Raw genomic sequence first — 17,524 nt, forward strand, 5'->3', positions numbered from 1 at the left:
GGTCGGCGATCTCGAACACGTGTGGCATGTTGTGCGAGATGAGGATCACCGGCAGGCCCTTATCGCGCACGCGGCGGATCAGCTCGAGCACCATGTTGCCTTCCTTGACGCCGAGCGCCGCGGTCGGCTCGTCGAGGATCACGACGTGCTCGGCGAACGCCGCGGCGCGCGCCACCGCGACGCACTGGCGCTGGCCGCCCGACAGCGTCTCGACGGCCTGGGTCATCGAGCGAATGCCGACCTTGAGCTCCTGCAGTCGGGCGATGCTGATCTCGAGCATCTTCTTCTTGTCCAGCATGCGCAGCACCCGGCCGGCCCATCCCTCGCGGCGCAGCTCGCGGCCGAGGAACAGGTTCTCGGCGATGCTCATGGCCGGGGCGACGGCCAGGTCCTGGTAGACGGTCTCGATGCCCAGGCGGCGCGCGTCGATCGGGCTGCGAAAGCGGATCGGACGGCCGTCGAGGCGGATCTCGCCGGCATCCGGCGGCGCGGCGCCGGACAGCGCCTTGATCAGGCTGGACTTGCCGGCGCCGTTGTCGCCGATCACCGCGAGGATCTCGCCGGCCTGCAGGTCGAAATCGGCGCCGTCCAGCGCGGTCACGGGGCCGTAGCGCTTCACGAGGCCACGGGCTTGCAGCACGGTACGGTTCGAGCTCATCTCAACGCCCTCCGCGGCGCGACAGCTGGTCGACTGCCACCGCCAGGATCACGAGGATGCCGGTCACCAGCACCTGGTAGACCGACGACACACCCATCAAGGTCAACCCATTGCGCAGCACGCCGACGACCACCGCACCGGCCAGCGAGCCCAGCACCGAACCACGCCCGCCGAACAGGCTGGTGCCACCCAGCACGACCGCGGTGATCGCATCCAGGTTCTCCGTCTGGCCGGCGTTCGGGTCGCCGACGCCGGTGCGTGCCACCGCGAGCAGCGAGGCCACGCCGTAGAACGCCCCGGCCAGCACGTAGGTGCCCAGCAGCACGCGCTCGGTCGGGATGCCCACCAGCCGGGTGGCCTCGGGGTTGTTGCCCACCGCGTAGACGTGGCGGCCGGCCCCCGTCTCGCGCAGCCAGAACCACACGCCGAGGTAGAGCCCGACCATCAGCACCGTGCCGTAGGACACGGCGGCGCCGCCCAGCGAGAAGGTGCCGCCGAGCCAGGTCATCGCGTCGGGCAGGTCGGTGATGGTCTGGGCGCCCGAGTACAGCTGGGTGATCGCGAAGGCGATGTTGAAGGTGCCCAGCGTGACGATGAAGGGCGGCAACTTGATGCGGGTGACGAGCAGCCCGTTGAGCAGCCCGAAGCCGGCGGTCACCGCGATGCCGGCCGCGATGGCCAGCGGCACCGGCAACCCGAGCTCGACCGCGAGCTTGGTCATCACGATGCTGCCCAGCGCCATCACCATGCCGCAGGACAGGTCAATGCCGGCGGTCAGGATGATCAGCGTCTGGCCGATCGCGATCACGCCGACCACCATCACCTGCTGCAGGATCAGCGACAGGTTCTCGCCGCTGAAGAAGCGCTCGGTGCTGGCGGCGAAGAAGGCGCAGGCCAGGGCCAGCGCGATGAAGGGGCCGAGCTGGCCCAGCGGCGGCAGGCGGCCGTGCAGGCCGGGCAGCGGCGTGCGCATGGCGGCGGCCTTCACTTCTTGCCCCAGCACAGCGCGGCGCCGGTGGCCACGTCCTTGCTGTCGACGCCGGCCACCGGCGTGCCGGCGATCAACGCCACGCCGGTGTCGGTGTAGCCGCCGACCTTCTTGCCGCTCTTCGCGTAGGCGATGCCGGCCTCGACGCCCATCGCAGCCATGCGCAGCGGGTACTGCTGCGAGGTCGCGGCGATCACGCCCTTGCCGACGTTGGCCACGCCCTCGCAGCCGCCGTCGACCGAGACGATGATGACGCCCTTGTCCTTGCCCAGGCGCTTGAGCGCGTTGTAGGCGCCTGCCGCGGCGGGCTCGTTGATCGTGTAGACCACGTTGACCTCGGGCGCCTTCTGCAGGCAGTTCTCCATTGCCGTCTGGCCCTTGGCGCGGTCGCCGTAGCTGTCGGCCATGCAGACGATGGCCGGGTCGCGGCCCAGCTCGTTGCTCTTCGCGTCGGGCGCGGCCAGGCCGAAGCCCTTGAGGAACCCGTTGTGCCGCTGCGCGCCCACCGGGTGGCCTGGATGGAGGTCGAGCGTGACGATCTTCGCCGGCTTGCCGCCCAGGGCCGACCGGGCGTACTGGCCGATCAGCACGCCGGCCTGGTAGTTGTCGGTCGCGAACAGCGCATCGGTGCCGTCGGCCGGGTCGGTCGGGCTGTCCAGCGCGATCACCATCACGCCCCGGTCGCGCGCCTTCTTCACCGCCGGCAAGATGGCCTTGGCGTCGTTCGGCGTGATCAGGATGGTCTTGGCGCCGGCGGCGACCATGTTCTCGATCGCCGTCACCTGGCCGGCGTTGTCGCCGTCGGTCTTGCCGGCACCGGTGAGCAGGCGGGCCCCCTGGGCCCTGGCGGCCTCGGTGGCCCCTTCCTTCATCTTCACGAAGAAGGGATTGGTCTCGGTCTTGGTGATCAGGCCGATCACCGGGGTGTCGGCGGCGCGGGCCGAGATGCCGGCAAGGCCCAACGCGGCGGCGACGGCCGCCAGGCGCAGGGCAGGGTGGGCAGACAGACGGGGCATGAACATGTCTCCTTCGAGCGCCCGAGCCGCTTTGCGGCAGCCCGGGGCGACTGGGGTCGGGTGGCGAGCGCCTGGTCCGAGCCGGCGCGACCGGATCGTATTAAATAAATCAAGTTGATTTAGTAATGGAAAACCCCAGGCCCGGTGACCGGCCGGCCGCGGCATGCTGCGCACCCATCCGTCTGCCTTCTTCTATCGGGAGAGTGATTCATGTTCGTGGTCTGTGGCGAAGCCTTGTTCGACGTGTTTGCCGCCGGCGCCACGCCCACCGGGCTGGCGCTGGATGCGCGCATCGGCGGCTCGCCGTTCAACGTCGCGCTGGGGCTGGCCCGGATGGGGCAGCCGGTGTCCTTCTTCGGCGGGGTGTCGCGCGGCTTCCTCGGCGAGCGGCTGATGCAGGCCCTGGCCGACGAGGGCATCGGCGCAGGCCTGGTGCAGCGGCTGGACGCGCCGACCACGCTGAGCCTGGTCGGGCTGGGCGCCGACGCCGTGCCCTCGTACAGCTTCTACGGCGAAGGCGCGGCGGATCGCATGCTGCCGATGGCCGCTGCCGACGCGGTGCCGGCATCGACGCGGGCGCTGCACGTCGGCTCGTACGCGATGGTGGTCGAGCCGGTGGCGGCGGTGCAGCGCGCGCTGGTCGAGCGCCTGCACGGCCAGGCACTGGTGGCCTACGACCCGAACGTGCGGACGAACGTCGAGCCCGCGCTGGCGCGCTGGCGCGAGGCGATCGCCTGGATGGCGCCCCGCACCGACGTGCTGAAGGTCAGCGACGAGGACCTGGGCCTGCTGTATCCCGGGGTGCCACATGCCGAGCTGGCGGCCACCTGGCAGGCGGCCGGTGTCGCGGCCGTGGTCGTGACGCGCGGCGCCGAGGGCGCGCGCGCCTACCTGGATGGCGGCGAGCTGGCGGTGGCGCCGGTGCCGGTCTCGGTGGTGGACACCGTCGGCGCGGGCGACACCTTCCAGGCCGCGCTGCTCACCGCGCTGGCCGAGCGCGATGCCCTGGCGCCCGGCGCACTGCGGGCGCTGCCGCACGCGGCCTGGGCCGAAGTGCTGGGCTTCGCGGCGCGCGCCGCGGCCATCACCTGCAGCCGCCGCGGCGCCGACCTGCCGCGCCGGGCCGAGCTCGACCCTTCATGACCCAAGCGCCGCACCACTTTCGCTAACGCGCAACCCAACGGGCGCCGCGCACCGCGCGCGCCCCATCAAGTGGCGTGCGCGAATCCGGCTTCGCCGGTCCGCTGCGCGAGCCCCCCCCGGGGGGCAGCCCCCGGAGGGGGCGTGGGGGCCTCATTCAACGCTTGAATTTGCCGTCCTCGCCCACGATGGACAGGTCGGCGTAGTCGAGCCCGCTGTGGTCACTGGTGCTGTAGCTGACCTCCAGCCCGCCGATGTCGACGCGCTTGAAGGTCTCCAGGGCGGCCTTGAGCTTCTCGCGGGTGACGCCCGGCGAGGCGCGCCTCAGGCCCTCGACCAGCACCTTGGCCGCGGCGTAGCCCTCCAGCATCGCGGGCGTCACCTCGATGCCGCCGTGCTCGTGGGCGAACTCGGTGGCCTCCTTCACGATCGGGGCCGACAGCGAGCGCTCGTACGGGAAGACCTGGCTGACCACGGTGCCGCGGGCGTTGTCGCCGAGTGACTTGACGAAACCCGAGGACGCGTTGTTCGACAGCGTGACGACTTGCGCCCGCGATCCTGCATTGCGTAGCAGCTTCACGCCGTCGGCCACCATGTTGCCCGAGCCGATGAAGATCACGGCCTGCGCCTCGGACTTGACGATCTTCGGGATGATTGGCGCCATGTCAGGCTTCGTGCGGTCGAACTTCTCGTGCACGATCGGCTGCTTGCCCACGGCGGTGAAGCCGTTGAGCGCGCCGGTGGCCGCGTCGGCGCCGAAGCTGTCGTCGACCTGGATCAGCGCGATGCGGTCCATGCCGATCAGGCTCAGATGGCGCACCGCCCGCTCGGCCTCGCGCTGGTAGGTGGCGCGCACGTTGAACAGCCAGGGGTGCACCGGGCTGTGCAGCGCCATCGCGCCGGTGGACGGCCCGATCAACGGCACCTTGTACTGCGTCAGCAGCGGCATGATCGCCTGGGTGTGCGGCGTGCCGCGGGTGAGGAACAGCGCGACCACGCCCTGGTCGATCAGCTTGCGCGCGTTCTCGGCGGCGAGTGCCGGCTCGAACTTGTCGTCCAGCGAGATCAGCTCGATCTGCTGGCCGCCGACGCCGCCGGCCTTGTTGACCGCGTCGATGTAGAGCTTGGCGCCGACGCTGACTTCCTTCACGCCGGCGGCCACCGCGCCGGTGAAGCCGGCCGTCTGGCCGATGCGGATCTGACCGATGGCGGCCGCACTGGCCACCGCACAGGCTGCTGCAGCCACCCAACGAACGATCTGTTTCATCGATATGTCTCCCGACGCGAACCCCCGATTCTGGGCAGCATCGGCCTGGCCGGGTGAGGGGCACCACGCACCCCGACCGGCGTGCGTGCCAGCTTTCTCACGCTTTCCCCCGTTGCAGCAGTTGGCACGGCGCCATGCCAACATAGCGGGTTCTACCCCGCCCGAACACCTTCCATGTCGTCCGGAACCATCCACATCCGCGGTGCGCGCCAGCACAACCTGAAGAACCTGGACCTGGACATTCGCACCGGCGAGATGACGGTGGTCACCGGGCCGTCGGGCTCGGGCAAGTCCAGCCTGGTGTTCGACACGCTGTACGCGGAAGGCCAGCGCCGCTACGTCGAGACCTTCTCGGCCTATGCCCGCCAGTTCCTCGACCGCATGGACCGGCCGGCGGTCGACAAGGTGGATGGCGTGCCCCCGGCGATCGCCATCGACCAGACCAACCCGGTGCGCACCAGCCGATCGACGGTCGGCACGATGACCGAGCTGAACGACCACCTGAAGCTGTTGTTCGCGCGGGCCGGCGAGCTGTTCGACAAGCAGACCGCGCTTCGGGTGCGACACGACTCGCCGGAGACCATCCACGCTGACCTGCAACAGCGAGCGGCAGCGGCCGGAGACCCGCGGCTGGTCGTGACCTTTCCGGTCGAACTGCCCGCCAACACGACCGCGGAGCAACTCGAGCAATGGCTGGCCGCCAGCGGCTTCACCCGCGTGCAGGCCGAGCGGGTCGTCGGCGAACGAAAGATGCTCGACGTGGTGGCCGATCGCTTCCGCTTCTCGAATGCCGAGCGCGTGCGGGTGATGGAAGCCATCGAGCTGGGCCTGAAGCGCGGCAGCGGGCGCCTCTCGGTCTACGCGCTGAAAGAGGAAGGCGAACCGGACCTGTGGCGCTACTCCACCGGCCTGCACTGCCCCGAGAGCGACCTGCGCTATGGCGACCCGCAGCCGGCGCTGTTCTCGTTCAACTCGGCCTACGGTGCCTGCGACACCTGCCGCGGCTTCGGCCGCGTGATCGGCGTCGACTTTGGCCTGGTGATTCCGGACGAGCGCAAGACGCTGCGCTCGGGCGCGATCAAGCCGTTGCAGACGCCGGCCTGGAAGGAGTGCCAGGACGACCTGATGAAGTACGCCGGCGACGCCGGCATCCCGCGCGACACCGCCTGGAGCCAGCTCACGCCCGCCCAGCGCGACTGGGTCATCGAAGGCTCGCCGCACTGGAACGGCAACTGGAACAAGCAGTGGTACGGCGTGCGCCGTTTCTTCGAGTACCTCGAGAGCAAGGCCTACAAGATGCACATCCGGGTGCTCTTGTCGAAGTACAGAAGCTATACGCCATGCACGGTGTGCGGCGGCGCGCGGCTGAAGCTGGAGTCACTGTTATGGCGCCTGGGCGGCAAGAAGGAAGCCGACGGCGTGCTCGCACCTTCGAAACGCGTCATGCCGGTCGGCACCGCGTGGTCGCGCGCGCAGTTGGAGGGCCTGCCCGGTTTGAACCTGCACGACCTGATGCTGCTGCCGATCACCCGGCTGCGCACCTTCTTCGACCAGCTCACGCTGCCCGACGCGCTGCGCGACGAGGCACTCAAGCTGCTGCTCGACGAGGTCAGGACGCGCATCAGATACCTCTGCGACGTCGGCCTGGGCTACCTGACGCTCGACCGGCAAAGCCGCACGCTGTCCGGCGGCGAAGTGCAGCGCATCAACCTCACCACCGCGCTCGGCACCTCGCTGGTCAACACCATGTTCGTGCTGGACGAGCCCAGCATCGGCCTGCACCCGCGCGACATGAACCGCATCGTCGAGGCCATGCACCGGCTGCGCGACGCGGGCAACACGCTGGTCGTCGTCGAACACGACCCGGCGGTGATGCTGGCGGCGGACCGGCTGATCGACATGGGCCCGGGCCCGGGCGAGCGCGGCGGCCAGATCGTCTTCGACGGCACGCCGAGCGAAGCCCGCCACGCCGACACGCTGACCGGCGCCTACCTCGGCGCGAGGAAGACTGTGGGCATGGGCTTCAAGCGCTTCGTCGACGAGGCCACGCCGCGGCTGCTGCTCGAAGGCGTGCGCGAGCACAACCTGAAGAACGTCGACGTCGAGTTCCCGCTGCAGCGGCTGACGGTGGTGACCGGCGTCTCCGGCTCCGGCAAGTCGACGCTGGTGCAGGACGTGCTCGTGCCCGCGCTGTTCCGCCACTTCGGCGAGGCCACCGAGGCGCCGGGCGAGTTCGACCGCCTGCTGGGCATGGATTTCCTCTCCGGCGCGGTGTTCGTCGACCAGAGCCCGATCGGCAAGACCGCGCGCTCCAACCCGGCGAGCTACGTCGGCGCCTTCGACGAGATCCGCAAGCTGTTCGCGCAGGCGCCGCTGGCCGTGCAGCGCGGCTACGGCGCGGGCATGTTCAGCTTCAACGCCGGCGACGGCCGCTGCCCGACCTGCGGCGGCTCGGGCTTCGAGCACGTGGAGATGCAGTTCCTCTCCGACGTGTACCTGCGCTGCCCGGATTGCGACGGCCGCCGCTACCGCGCCGAGATGCTGGACGTGAAGATCGTGCGCGGCGATCGGCAGCTGAGCATCGCCGACACGCTGGAGCTGACGGTGAGCGAGGCCGTGCAGCTCTTCAAGGGTGACCGCGAGGTCGTGCGCACGCTGCAGCCCATCGTCGACGTTGGCCTCGACTACGTGCGCCTGGGCCAGCCGGTGCCCACGCTGTCCGGCGGCGAGGCGCAGCGGCTGAAGCTCGCCGGCCACCTGGCCGAGGCGGCGGCCGGTTCGCGCCAGGCCCTGGCAAAGAAGGGCCAGCTCTTCATCTTCGACGAGCCGACCACGGGGCTGCACTTCGACGACATCGCCAAGCTGATGCGCGCGCTGCGCAAGCTGCTCGATGCCGGCCATTCACTGCTGGTGATCGAGCACAACCTCGACGTGATCCGCGCGGCCGACTGGTTGATCGACCTCGGCCCCGAGGGCGGTGACGCCGGCGGCGAGGTGGTGGCCGTGGGCACGCCGGAAGACCTGCGCGCACACGCCACCTCCCACACCGGCAAGGCCTTGAGCGACTACGACGGCGCGCTCGGCGTGAGCGAGAAGCTCGAAGGCGCCTACCTCGGCCGCAAGATCCGCGAGCACCGGCCGGAAGACGACGCCATCCGCATCGTCAACGCCCGCGAGCACAACCTGAAGTCGATGTCGGTCGACATCCCGCGCGGCAAGTTCAGCGTGGTGACCGGCGTCTCCGGCTCGGGCAAGTCGACACTGGCCTTCGACATCCTGTTCAACGAGGGCCAGCGCCGCTACCTCGAATCGCTCAACGCCTACGCCCGCAGCATCGTGCAGCCGGCCGGCCGGCCCGAGGTGGACGCGGTCTGGGGAATCCCGCCGACGGTGGCGATCGAGCAGCGCCTGTCGCGCGGCGGCCGCAAGAGCACGGTGGCCACCACCACCGAGGTCTGGCACTTCCTGCGCCTGCTGTGGGTCAAGCTCGGCCTGCAGCATTGCGTGAAGGACGGTGCGCCGGTGATGCCGCAGAGCGCCGAGAGCATCGCCGCGCAATTGCTGCGCGACCATGCCGGCGAGCATGTGGGCCTGCTGGCGCCGTTGGTGGTCAACCGCAAGGGCGTCTACACCGACCTCGCCAAGTGGGCCAAGGCGCGCGGCCACTCGCACCTGCGCGTCGACGGCGAGTTCCTGCCCGTCGACCCGTGGCCGCGGCTGGACCGCTTCAAGGAGCACACGCTCGAGTTGCCGGTGGGCGACCTGATCGTGCGGCGCGACAACGAGGCCGAGCTGCGCGGCCTGCTGAGCCAGGCGCTGGAGCTCGGCAAGGGCGTGCTGCATCTGCTGCACCCGCTCGACGGCCTGGCCGGCACCATGGCCGCCGGCGGCAGCACCGCCCGCATCGGGCAGGTGACGGTGTTCTCCACCAAGCGTGCCTGCCCGGTTTGCGGCACCAGCTACCCCGAGCTGGACCCGCGCATGTTCAGCTACAACAGCAAGCACGGCTGGTGCACCAGCTGCGTCGGCACCGGGCTCACGCTGACCCGCGAGCAGCGCCAGGCCTTCGACGACAGCCGGCGTGACAAGGACGACAAGGGCCGCGAGCAGAGCTTCCCGAGCGAGGAGCCCGAGGTCGAAGGCGTGGCCGGCGAGCCCTGCACCGATTGCGGCGGTGCACGGCTCAACCCGGTGTCACGCGCGGTGACCTTCGGTGCCAAGGGCATTCACGAAGTCGCGCAATGGTCGGTGCGCGACACGCGGGCCTGGGTCAATGCGCTCGAGCTGGTGGGCCGCGAGGCCGGCATCGCGCGCGACGTGATCACCGAGATCCGCAGCCGGCTGGAGTTCCTCGAGGAAGTCGGCCTGGGCTACCTGACGCTGGACCGTGCGGCGCCCACGCTGTCGGGCGGCGAGGCGCAGCGCATCCGCCTGGCGGCGCAGTTGGGCAGCAACCTGCAGGGCGTGTGCTATGTGCTCGACGAGCCGACCATCGGCCTGCATCCGCGCGATAACGCCATCTTGCTCAACGCGCTGCACAAGCTGGGCGACAAGGGCAACACGCTGGTCGTCGTCGAGCACGACGAAGACACCATCCGCCGCGCCGACCACATCATCGACATCGGCCCCGGCGCCGGCAAGCGCGGTGGCCGGCTGATCGCCGAAGGCACGGCCGCCGATCTCGCGAGCCATCCGGATTCGCTCACCGGCCGCTTCCTCGCCACGCCGCTGAAGCACCCGCTGCTCGAGCGCCGCGCGGTCGGCACCACGACGCCGAAGCTCGCGCTGCGCGGCGCGAGCCTGCACAACCTGCGGCAGGTCGACATCGACATCCCGCTGCAGCGCCTGGTCGCCGTGACCGGCGTTTCGGGCTCGGGCAAGAGCACGCTCGCGCGCGACGTGCTGCTGGCCAACGTGGCCGCGCTGGTGGCCGGCAAGGGCCGCGGCGCGCCGCGCGAGGTGATCCTGGCCGGCTGCTCGGGGCTCGAGGGCTGGGGCCTGGTCGACCGCGTGCTCGAGGTCGACCAGACGCCGATCGGCAAGACGCCGCGCTCCTGCCCTGCCACCTACATCGGCTTCTGGGATCAGATCCGCAAGCTCTTCACCGAGACGCTCGAGGCCAAGGCACGCGGCTACAACGCGGCGCGCTTCTCGTTCAACACCGGACAGGGCCGCTGCCCGGCCTGCGAAGGGCAAGGCGTGCGAACGATCGAGATGAGCTTCCTGCCCGACGTGAAGGTGCCTTGCGACGTCTGCCACGGCCAGCGCTTCAACGCCGAGACGCTGGCGGTCAGCTGGCGCGGCAAGAGCATCGGCGATGTGCTGGCGATGGAGGTCGACGAGGCGGTCGAGTTCTTCGCCAGCATGCCCAGCATCGCGCACCCGCTGCAGCTGCTGAAGGACGTGGGCCTGGGCTACCTGACGCTGGGCCAGCCCTCGCCGACGCTCAGCGGCGGCGAGGCGCAACGCATCAAGCTGGTCACCGAGCTCAGCAAGGTGCGCGACGACGTCACCCGCCGCGGCCAGAAGCCGCCGCACACGCTGTACGTGCTCGACGAGCCGACGGTCGGCCTGCACATGGCCGACGTCGAGAAGCTGATCCACGTGCTGCACCGCCTGGTCGTCGGCGGCCACAGCGTGGTGGTGATCGAGCACGACCTCGACGTGATCGCCGAGGCCGACTGGGTCGTCGACCTCGGCCCCGAGGGTGGCGCGGCAGGCGGGCGCGTGGTCTGGGCGGGGACGCCGGAGCAGGTGGTCAAGGCCGGCACGCACACGGGGGTGGCCTTGAAGCCGGTGCTGGCCCGCTGAAGCTCGCGCTAGGGGCTTGGACCTAGAATGCTGCAGTGCAGCAAAAACTGCTTGCATTGGCCCCGGAGGTGAGTAGACTGTAGTCATGTTGCAGTGCAGCAAACTGCTTCGGTCCCTCACTCAACTCCCTGGAGCCATCCATGCTGAACGCCACTGAATTCACCGCCGCTCAACAAGCCAACCTGGACGCCCTCGTGTGGCTCGGTTCCAAGGCCTTCGAAGGCGTCGAGCAACTGACCGCCCTCAACCTGCAGGCCGCCAAGGCCAGCATCGATGACGCAGCCCAGGCCAGTCAGGCCGTGCTGGCCGCCAAGGACCCGCAGTCGCTGCTGAGCGTGCAGGCGGGCCTGGTGCAAGGCGCCGCCGAGAAGTCGGCCGCCTACGGCAAGCAGGTCTACGACATCGCCGTCGCCAGCAAGGCCGAGTTCGACAAGGCCGCGGCCGAGCATCTCGCCGAGTTGCAGGCGTCGTTCGTGGCCGCGGTCGACAGCGCGACCAAGAACGCGCCCGAAGGTGCGAGCAGCGGCATGGCCCTGTTCAAGTCGGCCATCGCCACCGCGAACAACACTTTCGACAGCCTGCAGAAGGCGACGCGCCAGGCCACCGAAGCGGCCGAGGCGAACTTCACGGCCGTGACCCAGTCGGTCACCAAGCCCGCCGCCAAGGCCAAGCGCGGCTGAAGCGCCGGTAGCGACGTGGGCGGTTCGCCCGCGTCGTGATCCCGGTCGTTCGACCGGCGCAAGCCACTCCGGCTCAGGCAAGGTCGGCGCCCGGCCGGGCCGCCGCCCGTGTCGGCGCAAACAGGCTGGTGCCGAGCCACGCCCACAGTCGCTGCGCGTCGCGCGGCGGGCCGTCGACCCGCAGCTTGCCCGACCGCTGCGCCTCGGCCGGTGTGCGCTCGCCGATCCACACCTCGGTCAGCGCCCGCACCGTGCTGTCGACCACCAGCGTCAGCTCGCGGCCGGGGTCCTTGAGGCACAGGTCGACGCGGCCCTCCTCCATCACCAGCCACCATTGCTGCTCGCTTGGTCGCGCATCGGTGAAGCGAAAGTGCACCACCACCGGCCACGCCGGCAGTTCGTCGAGGTGGATGAAACGGTGCATGTCCCACATCAACAGGCCGGGGTCGAGCTCGTCGTCGCGCAGCCCGCCCTCGATCCAGCGCGCGCCCCAGTGGCCCAGGCCCATCACGACCGGCCGCAGCGCTTCGCCGGCTTCGGTGAGCTGGTATTCCCACACCTTGCCGACAGCCTGGCGCCGCACGATGCCGCTTTGCTCGAGGTGGCGCAGACGCTGCGTCAGCAGGCTGGTCGACATGCGCGGCACGCCGCGGTGCAGGTCGTTGAAACGCCGGCTGCCGCACAGCAGCTCGCGCACGACCAGCGGCGTCCAGCGTTCGCACAGGATCTCGGCGCTGCGTGCGACGGCGCAGTACTGGCCATAGCTGTCGTCCACGGTGCGCCCCCTAATTCGTTGCGCGAAGACTTCAGATTCTGGACTGGTCGACGCGGCGCGTCACGCGCATGCTGCGCCCCATCGACGAACCGATGGAGGTGATGACCATGGCGCTCGAACTCAGGAGCCTGGATGGCGGCACGGTGGCGATCGCCGCCGAGGCCCTGCAGGCCTTCAAGGCCGGCTTCAAGGGCACGGTGCTGACGGCCGAGGACGCGGCCTACGACGAAACGCGAAAGGTCTGGAACGCGATGATCGATCGCCGGCCGGGGCTGATCGTGCGTTGCAGCGGCACGGTGGACGTGGTGCAGGCCGTGCGATTCGCGCGCACGAACCGGCTGCTGCTGTCGGTGCGCGGCGGCGGCCACAACATCGCCGGCCTGGCCGTGGCGGAAGGTGGGCTGATGATCGACATGTCGCTGCTGCGCGGCGTGTTCGTCGATGCCGCCGGCCGCACGGCCATCGCCCAGGCCGGCTGCACGCTGGCCGACCTGGACCGCGAAACCCAGGCCCACGGCCTGGCCGCGGTGATGGGCTTCGTCTCGGCCACCGGCGTCGCCGGGCTGACGGTGGGCGGCGGCTTCGGCTACCTCACGCGCCGGCATGGCTGGACCTGCGACACCCTGGTGGCCATGGAGGTCGTGACGGCCGACGGGCAGATCGTGCGGGCGTCGGCCGACGAGAACGCCGAGCTGTTCTGGGCGCTGCGCGGCGGCTCGGGCAACTTCGGCATCGTGACGTCATTCGAGTACCGGTTGTTCCCGGTCGGGCCCGAGATCTACGGGGGCGCCCTCGCCTGGCGCGGCCAGGACGCGCGCGAGGTGCTCGATGCCTACCGCGAGTTCAGCGCCGCGGCGCCGCGCGAGCTGACCAGCGTCGCGGTGCTGCGCATCGCGCCGCCGGCGCCCTGGCTGCCGAAGGAGGTGCACGGCCAGCCGATCGTGGCCATCTTCATCTGCCACACCGGCGGCATCGAAGAAGGCGAGGCCCTGCTCGCACCGCTGCGCCAGCTCGGCTCGCCCGTGGCCGACATCGTCACGCGCCGTCCCTACACGCAGATGCAGAGCCTGCTCGACGCCACGCAGCCCAAGGGCCGGCGCTACTACTGGAAATCGCACTACCTGGCGCGCGTCAGCCCCGAGCTGGCCGGCCTGGCGGTCGAGCATGCGGCGAAGATCGTGTCGCCGCACTCCGCGATCCTGCTGTTCCAGATCGGTGGCGCGCTGAACGAGTTGCCTGCCGGCCACTCACCGGCGGGCAATCGCGATGCAGCCTACGTGCTGAACATCGCCGGTTCCTGGGACAAGCCCGCGGACGACGCGGCCAACATCGCCTGGGCACGTGCCGCCTTCGAGGCCACGCGCAGCTGCTCGACCGGCGGCACCTACATCAACTTCCTCACCGAGGAAGAGGGCGCCGACCGCATCCAGGCCGCCTATGGCCAGCTCACGCTGGACCGGCTGGCGGCGCTGAAGCAGCGCTTCGACCCGGAGGGTTTGTTCAACCACACCAAGCCGGTCACGGCCTGAGCGGCGAGGCAAGCCCTCGGGGGTCAGCCTCCGTCCGCGTTGCGCTGGCGGCGCGGCTCGCTGGCCTTCTCGGCCGCCGCCGATGCCTTCTCGGCACGACGCTGGGCGCGTTCGGCCTGGCGTGACTCGGGTGATGGTGCCGGGGCGCGACCCTCGGCCGCCGCGGGCGGCTGCCGTTCCGCTGTTGGCGGGCGCCGTTCAGCGGCCGGCGGGCGGCGCTCGGCGGCCGAAGCGGCCGGGCGTGGCGGCCGGGCCGCCGGGGTCGACGTTGGCGGTGCCACCTCAGGTCGCTCGCGCACCGCGCTGCCCGCCTCCTGGGCCGGCGAGGGCACCTTGGCGGTCGGCACGGCCTTGCGGACCTTCGGCGCCTCGCGAGGCTCGGGCGCTGCCGTCGGCTCGCTCGCGCGCGCCTCGCGAGGGGCGCTGGCAGGCGACTGCGCGCGGGGCCGTGCGGGAGGCTCCGCGCCAGGCTGGCTGGCACGGCCCTCGGCGCGGGCCGGCTCGCGCGCTGCTGCCGGGGCGGGCGCCGGTGTCTTGGCACCCACCACCTTCACGGCCGGTGCCGGCGGCGCGGCCTTTTCCGCCGGCGCCGAGGCGCCACCGCGGCTGCTGGCCGCCCGCAGGTCCTGGCGTTGCTCGTCGTCCAGCGGTTGGCCGGGCTGCGCGGCCAGCCGTTCGCGCTGCACGGCGAAGCTGGGTTTCGGCGGCGGCGGCGCGGTGCGCGCCACCACCGTGCGGGCGAAGGCGCGCGGCGGCGGCTCGTGGCCCTTGAGGGCGGTGCCGCGCACGCTCTTCTCGGTCGGGGCCACCGGGGCCGCGGTGACCACGGTGCGCCCTTCGATCACTTCCTTCGACGGCTTGATGACCACCTTGGCGACCGACTGCGATTGCGCGAAGGCGGTGTTGGGCACCGCGACCACCGCGCCCGGCACCCGCCGGTTCACGTAGGTGACGTTGGTGATGTTCGTCACCTTGGTCACGTAGGTGTTCTGGATCACGGTCTTGTTGATCACCGTGTTGCTCACGTTGACCTGCTCGAAGTAGCGCGGGCTGACCCGGTAGGCCGGCCGGTAGACCTCGCGCGGGCCGAGCGGGAACCAGGCGATGCCGCCACTGCCGCCGGCCGAGATGCTCAGGCTGAAGTTCGGCCCGCCGATGAACACCACCAGCGCCGGCGCGTAGTAGGCGCGGGTGCGCACCGGCCCGGGGATCCAGCCCCAGCGGCCGCGGATGTGGGCCCAGCGGCCGTAGTGCGAGACGGCGAAGCCCCAGGGGGCATCGTCGACCCAGGTCCATCCCCACGGGTCGATCCAGGTCCAGTGGCCCTGGCGGTAAGGCGCCCAGTCGACGGCGACGCGCCGCGGGTACCAGACGTTGCCGTAACTGGCCTCGACGGACCAGCTGCCCTCGTCGTCGAGGTCCTCGTAGCCGATCACGTCGGGCGAGACATAGCGCGCCGACAGCGATTGCTGCGCCCGACGATCGCGCTCGATGGCCCAGCGGTCGAAGTCGTCGGGCGGCTGGGCGACGCCGGCGTAGGCGTCGTCGGGGATCGCGTCGCCGACGAAGCGCCGGATCTGGGGCGCCTGCACGAGGTAGGCGCCGCCCTCGCCGGTGACCTCGCCTTCGCCGTCGCGCATGCGGATGGTCGTCGCGGCGCCGTCGGGCTCCACGTCGATCCGGTAGGCGCCGGGCTGGCGCAGGGTGAAGGCCAGGTGCGGCGTGTCGATCTCGACCGACTGCCCCGGCTCCAGGCGCCGCACGCGCACGTCGAGGCGGCCTTCCGTCAGCTGCACCTGGGCGATGTCGTCGTCCAGGTTCAACAGCGAGATCGCGGTGGCATCGCCCAGGCGAACCATCGTGCCGCCGAGTTGCAGCTCGGTGCGCGCGCCGGTGTCGGCCCACAGGCGATCGCCCGGGGACAGCGGCCGGTTGATCGTGGCCTCGTCCCAATCCTCTTCGCCGGCCGGCGAGAAGCTGACCGCGCCGCTGATGTAGGCCAGCCGCGCCACGCGGCCGGGCGGGTCGGCAGCCACGGCGTTGCAGAAGACGGCCAGGGCCAGGCCGACCGAGAGGACGGCCAGGCGGCGAAAGACGTTGGTGTGCAGCTCCATGAAGCCTCCTGGGTTGCCTTCGGGAATCGGGCAAGGCGCGTGCCCGGCCTGAAGCGCAGCCTGCCGGGCGTGGCGCAAGGCGTCTGTTCGTCAGCGCACAGACCATCCGTGGCCCGCCGGGCTACAAGCACGGCATGCACCACACCGCCATGCCCCGGCATCCCTGGGCCTGCGCGGCGGGCTGAGCCGCGCTCCGCCCTCCGCCCGATCACGATGTCGCTGCCCGAGTGGTCGTTCTTCGTCGGCGTGCTGCTGGTCAGCATGGTGCTGGCCGGCACGCTGCTGGGCCGGTTGCCGCTGACCGGCGCAATGATCTACCTGGTGCTGGGCTGGCTGCTCGGCCCGCGCGTGGCCGACGTGCTGCGCCCGGACCCTTACGCCCACGCCGCCGCGTTGCAGGCGCTGGCCGAGGTGGCCTTGCTGATCTCGCTGTTCGCCGTCGGGCTGCAGCTGGGCGTGCCGCTGCGCGACTGGCGCTGGCGCCTGCCGCTGCGCCTGGCCTTCGTGTCGATGGCCGCGATGGTGGCGATGGTGGCGGCGGTCGGCGTGGCCTGGCTCGGCCTGCCAGTGGGCGCCGCGGTGCTGCTGGGTGCCATCCTGTCGCCGACCGACCCGGTGCTGGCCGCCGGCGTGCCGTCGGACCGCGGCGCCAAGCCCGACCGGCTCGGCTTCAGCCTGGCCGGCGAGGGCGGCCTGAACGACGGGGCGGCGTTCCCCTTCGTGATGCTGGGCCTGGGGCTGCTCGGCCTGCACGAGCTGGGCCCCGTCGGCTGGCGCTGGTGGAGCGTCGACCTCGTCTGGGCCACCGGCGGTGGCGTCGCCATCGGTGGCCTGCTGGGCGCGGCCACCGGCCGGCTCGTCGTCTACCTGCGCAGCCGCCATGACGAAGCCGTCGGGCTGGACGAGTTCCTCGGCCTGGGTCTGCTGGCCCTGGCCTATGGCGTGGCCCAGCTCGGCCAGGCCTCGGGTTTCCTCGCCGTCTTCGCGGCCGGCCTGGCCTTGCAGCGGGTGCGCGAGCGGCCGCGCTCGGGCAGCCGGCCTTTGCCGGCGGCGACCGATTCGCAGGGCCATTCCTACGAGACGCTGGCCACGCACTCGCACCATGCCAGCGCCACCATGCGCGACTCGGTGCGCGGCTTCAACGAGCAGCTGGAGAAGCTCGCCGAGCTGGCGCTGGTGCTGGTGGTGGGCGCGATGCTGGCCTATGCCAAGCCCCTGCCGGCCGTCTGGTGGTTCGTGCCGCTGCTGCTGGGCGTGCTGCGCCCGCTGTCGGTGCTGGCGGCGACGCTGGGCGAGCGCCTGACGCGCTCGCAGCGGGTGCTGATCGGGTGGTTCGGCATGCGCGGCATCGGCTCGGTGTTCTACCTGCTGCTGGCGCTGCACCTGGGGCTCGCGGGCCGCGTCGCCGACGTGCTGGTCTCGCTGACCTTGTGGACGGTCGCCGCTTCGGTCATCGTGCATGGGCTCACCGCGCAACCGCTGATGCAGCGCTACCTGTCGCGCCGCCGGGCCGCGCGGGGGCGCTGAACCGCCCGAACGACGAGGC

Annotated in this window: 11 protein-coding genes; 5 read left to right on the plus strand and 6 right to left on the minus strand. The window is 71.0% G+C overall.

Annotated elements, in window-relative coordinates; genetic code table 11:
• The 3 genes from VJ693_RS04805 to VJ693_RS04815 all read right to left on the minus strand — a co-directional run.
• Nucleotides 1-658 (minus strand): ATP-binding cassette domain-containing protein (locus tag VJ693_RS04805; protein WP_324152334.1); only part of this gene is annotated, 658 nt, incomplete at its 3' end.
• 1 nt (nucleotide 659) lies between these two features.
• A complete protein-coding gene (locus tag VJ693_RS04810; RefSeq protein ID WP_324152335.1) occupies nucleotides 660-1,631 on the minus strand; it encodes an ABC transporter permease in 972 nt (323 codons plus the stop codon).
• A gap of 11 nt (nucleotides 1,632-1,642) precedes the next feature.
• The gene (locus tag VJ693_RS04815; RefSeq protein WP_414652229.1) at nucleotides 1,643-2,662 is read right to left on the minus strand and encodes a sugar ABC transporter substrate-binding protein; all 1,020 of its coding nucleotides are present in this window, start codon (nucleotides 2,660-2,662) and stop codon (nucleotides 1,643-1,645) included.
• A 210-nt stretch (nucleotides 2,663-2,872) separates the two neighbouring features.
• On the opposite strand from VJ693_RS04815, the gene VJ693_RS04820 reads away from it, so the two are divergent.
• A complete protein-coding gene (locus VJ693_RS04820; protein WP_324152337.1) occupies nucleotides 2,873-3,805 on the plus strand; it encodes a carbohydrate kinase in 933 nt (310 codons plus the stop codon).
• Nucleotides 3,806-3,959: 154 nt separating this feature from the next.
• Here the strand turns inward: VJ693_RS04820 and VJ693_RS04825 are convergent, their stop codons facing one another.
• Entirely contained in the window at nucleotides 3,960-5,069 is a 1,110-nt protein-coding gene (locus tag VJ693_RS04825; protein WP_324152338.1) for an ABC transporter substrate-binding protein, read from the minus strand.
• A 174-nt stretch (nucleotides 5,070-5,243) separates the two neighbouring features.
• Here VJ693_RS04825 and uvrA point away from each other — a divergent pair, with 174 nt between their 5' ends.
• Nucleotides 5,244-10,880: an excinuclease ABC subunit UvrA gene (gene uvrA, locus VJ693_RS04830; protein ID WP_324152339.1), complete on the plus strand. Its 5,637-nt coding sequence runs from the start codon at nucleotides 5,244-5,246 to the stop codon at nucleotides 10,878-10,880.
• A gap of 140 nt (nucleotides 10,881-11,020) precedes the next feature.
• Nucleotides 11,021-11,560: a TIGR01841 family phasin gene (gene phaP / locus VJ693_RS04835; RefSeq protein ID WP_324152340.1), complete on the plus strand. Its 540-nt coding sequence runs from the start codon at nucleotides 11,021-11,023 to the stop codon at nucleotides 11,558-11,560.
• Nucleotides 11,561-11,633: 73 nt separating this feature from the next.
• Here the strand turns inward: phaP and VJ693_RS04840 are convergent, their stop codons facing one another.
• Nucleotides 11,634-12,335, minus strand: a complete 702-nt coding sequence (locus tag VJ693_RS04840; protein WP_324152341.1) for a winged helix-turn-helix transcriptional regulator — start codon at nucleotides 12,333-12,335, stop codon at nucleotides 11,634-11,636.
• 68 nt (nucleotides 12,336-12,403) lie between these two features.
• On the opposite strand from VJ693_RS04840, the gene VJ693_RS04845 reads away from it, so the two are divergent.
• Nucleotides 12,404-13,864: an FAD-binding oxidoreductase gene (locus VJ693_RS04845; protein WP_324152342.1), complete on the plus strand. Its 1,461-nt coding sequence runs from the start codon at nucleotides 12,404-12,406 to the stop codon at nucleotides 13,862-13,864.
• Nucleotides 13,865-13,887: 23 nt separating this feature from the next.
• On the opposite strand, the gene VJ693_RS04850 is transcribed toward VJ693_RS04845, so the two are convergent.
• A complete protein-coding gene (locus tag VJ693_RS04850) occupies nucleotides 13,888-15,978 on the minus strand; it encodes a DUF6600 domain-containing protein (protein WP_324152343.1) in 2,091 nt (696 codons plus the stop codon).
• 213 nt (nucleotides 15,979-16,191) lie between these two features.
• Between VJ693_RS04850 and VJ693_RS04855 the strand changes: the two genes are divergently transcribed.
• Nucleotides 16,192-17,505 carry a cation:proton antiporter gene (locus VJ693_RS04855; protein ID WP_324152344.1) on the plus strand — a complete coding sequence of 438 codons (1,314 nt, stop codon included), beginning with the start codon at nucleotides 16,192-16,194 and terminating at the stop codon, nucleotides 17,503-17,505.
• Nucleotides 17,506-17,524: the final 19 nt, after the last annotated feature.

The sequence above is a fragment of the Ideonella sp. genome, from assembly GCF_035254525.1.
Classification (GTDB): domain Bacteria; phylum Pseudomonadota; class Gammaproteobacteria; order Burkholderiales; family Burkholderiaceae_C; genus Ideonella.

What these genes read in the sequence shown, in the direction of transcription:
- VJ693_RS04820 (WP_324152337.1), top strand. Translation starts at nt 2,873, where the DNA reads ATGTTCGTGGTCTGTGGCGAAGCCTTGTTCGACGTGTTTGCCGCCGGC.
- VJ693_RS04850 (WP_324152343.1), bottom strand. Translation starts at nt 15,978, where the DNA reads ATGGAGCTGCACACCAACGTCTTTCGCCGCCTGGCCGTCCTCTCGGTC.
- VJ693_RS04845 (WP_324152342.1), top strand. Translation starts at nt 12,404, where the DNA reads ATGCTGCGCCCCATCGACGAACCGATGGAGGTGATGACCATGGCGCTC.
- VJ693_RS04825 (WP_324152338.1), bottom strand. Translation starts at nt 5,069, where the DNA reads ATGAAACAGATCGTTCGTTGGGTGGCTGCAGCAGCCTGTGCGGTGGCC.
- VJ693_RS04855 (WP_324152344.1), top strand. Translation starts at nt 16,192, where the DNA reads ATGTCGCTGCCCGAGTGGTCGTTCTTCGTCGGCGTGCTGCTGGTCAGC.
- uvrA (WP_324152339.1), top strand. Translation starts at nt 5,244, where the DNA reads ATGTCGTCCGGAACCATCCACATCCGCGGTGCGCGCCAGCACAACCTG.
- VJ693_RS04810 (WP_324152335.1), bottom strand. Translation starts at nt 1,631, where the DNA reads ATGCGCACGCCGCTGCCCGGCCTGCACGGCCGCCTGCCGCCGCTGGGC.
- phaP (WP_324152340.1), top strand. Translation starts at nt 11,021, where the DNA reads ATGCTGAACGCCACTGAATTCACCGCCGCTCAACAAGCCAACCTGGAC.
- VJ693_RS04815 (WP_414652229.1), bottom strand. Translation starts at nt 2,662, where the DNA reads ATGCCCCGTCTGTCTGCCCACCCTGCCCTGCGCCTGGCGGCCGTCGCC.